Origin of the sequence: Shigella sp. FC1967 (assembly GCF_001743005.1) — a bacterium.
Taxonomy (GTDB): Bacteria; Pseudomonadota; Gammaproteobacteria; order Enterobacterales; family Enterobacteriaceae; genus Proteus.
The window spans coordinates 1-2,013 of sequence record NZ_MIIZ01000904.1 but is presented as its reverse complement, the minus strand read 5'-3'; the positions used below and the strand labels follow the sequence as shown (position 1 = coordinate 2,013).

3 protein-coding genes are annotated in these 2,013 nt (G+C 36.2%); all 3 read right to left on the bottom strand.

The features are described from left to right. Positions 1 to 712 (bottom strand): MgtC family protein (locus BHE89_RS15620; protein WP_286146206.1); only part of this gene is annotated, 712 nt, incomplete at its 3' end. A gap of 402 nt (positions 713 to 1,114) precedes the next feature. Further along, positions 1,115 to 1,309, bottom strand: a complete 195-nt coding sequence (gene dsrB, locus BHE89_RS15615) for a protein DsrB (protein ID WP_069367450.1) — start codon at positions 1,307 to 1,309, stop codon at positions 1,115 to 1,117. 109 nt (positions 1,310 to 1,418) lie between these two features. Then, complete coding sequence (gene cspE, locus BHE89_RS15610; RefSeq protein ID WP_004243573.1) at positions 1,419 to 1,631, bottom strand: transcription antiterminator/RNA stability regulator CspE; 213 nt, start codon at positions 1,629 to 1,631, stop codon at positions 1,419 to 1,421. Positions 1,632 to 2,013 lie beyond the last annotated feature (382 nt).

The window sequence follows — 2,013 nt, the reverse complement described above, 5'->3', positions numbered from 1 at the left end:
ATTCTGCACAAACCTCCAACTGACTAGGCATCAATGTATCAGCACTGCTTAAAGACTGTAATCGAACATGTAATCCATTTATGGCTTGTAAAATGAGTGCCTTTTGTTCAACAGGTGTTGCCAGTAATTCTGCACAAACCTCCAACTGACTAGGCATCAATGTATCAGCACTGCTTAAAGACTGTAATCGAACATGTAATCCATTTATGGCTTGTAAAATGAGTGTTCTTACTAAAACTTCATCTTCTTCATGACAAATAATTCGTATTGAGTAACGTTGCTCAAGATCTATTGCTTGATGTTGTGGCTGAGCATTGATCCGCTGAGCAGCTTCTCGTAGCAAAATATTTGCACAAAGAATAAGAAGTGTTGCTATGGTCGCCAATTGATATAAACCTAAGCCACATAACACGCCAATTGCTGCTGAACACCAGAGTGTTGCGGCTGTATTAAGTCCACGTATATTCATTCCTTCACGCATGATCACACCCGCACCCAGAAATCCAATACCTGAGACAACTTGAGCCGCGATCCGGCCAGGGCTATCTGGGGAAGTTTCTATTGAACTTAAAATAAAAACAGCCGCGCCGGTTGCAACTAATGCATTTGTTCTTAAACCAGCCATTCGTTGTCGCCATTGACGTTCGGCACCAATCAAAGCACCCAGACACATTGCAATCACGAGATTTAAAATATAAGGCGTCATCGTCATGTTTCTTTCCTCCACATGATGATTAAAATCGATATGAAAATTTTGCTCTGATAATTAAGAATATTGAAATTAATTCATCAGGTTAGGTGGAGGAAACAAAGAGAAAAAAATATAGCACATGAAATTACCCTGCTTGTTTTAGCGGTATAAGGGAAATCATTTAGGGATGTGCAAATAGGAATATATAAGAAAAGAATATTACAACGCACTGCCCACCAAGATGGTAAGCAGTTTTAGTGAAGAAAACAGCTTACCTGTTATTTTGAATAACATTATTCTCTGTTAATGGGTTTATCATTAACCTACAACTTTGTGTATCCATAGGTGTTTCCTCTTAACTAAAATTGGCAAAAGTATAAGAAATTGATTTAAAAATGTAAATGAACAGTATCTAAACGTCAGTCACTTTTGCTGTATTGGTCTAACAAATGTTCCTTCACCGCCCTCTTTTTCATTAAAAAACCAAATGCCTTTTGGATATTCAGGAAGTGATACTAAATACATTATACCTTCATTAAATTCTTCAATAAGTAGGATAGTCCCTTCACGATCATCACTACCATCTGTTTTCACAACAACGTTATCATTAACCTGCATTTTCACTCCTGATAAATATTATCATTCTCTTTTTCTTTATTTTACCCATAAAGAAAAAGCCTGCCACCATAAGGTGACAGGCTTGAGAAAATTTTTAAAAGGCTTTAAATTACAGAGCTGTTACGTTAGCAGCTGCTGGACCTTTTGCACCGTTTTCAATTGTGAATTCTACGTTCTGACCTTCAGCCAGAGTTTTGAAACCGTTACCTTGAATGGCAGAAAAGTGAACGAATACGTCTTTGCTTCCGTCTGCTGGAGTAATAAAACCAAAGCCTTTAGACTCGTTGAACCACTTAACTTGACCTTTCATTTTGTCAGACATGTGACTTTCCTATATATCAATAAAACGTTGCCTTCTCGGCATCTACTGGCCTGAACTACCTATAACTTATGGGCACACATGAAGAAAACGGTCAAAAAGCGATGCTGTTTAAAACTCATTAACTTAGAATGTCAATCATAAATCAGGTCTGTATTGAGGCCTTACTCATTAACGCATGAGACAAGTTTAATAGCAATAGTTTTATGCGTCTAAAGATTAAAAAAATGCAAATTGCACATTAAAAATACAATTCTTCCTCTATTTTTATCACTGAGCATAAAATTTATTTGATATTTTATCTCTATTATTAACAACAACTAAGAATATTCCTAACAGCCCTAACAATAACATGTTAATACCAGAATTAAAAAAAACCTGTTCT

What these genes read in the sequence shown, in the direction of transcription:
- dsrB (WP_069367450.1), bottom strand. Translation starts at nt 1,309, where the DNA reads ATGCAGGTTAATGATAACGTTGTTGTGAAAACAGATGGTAGTGATGAT.
- cspE (WP_004243573.1), bottom strand. Translation starts at nt 1,631, where the DNA reads ATGTCTGACAAAATGAAAGGTCAAGTTAAGTGGTTCAACGAGTCTAAA.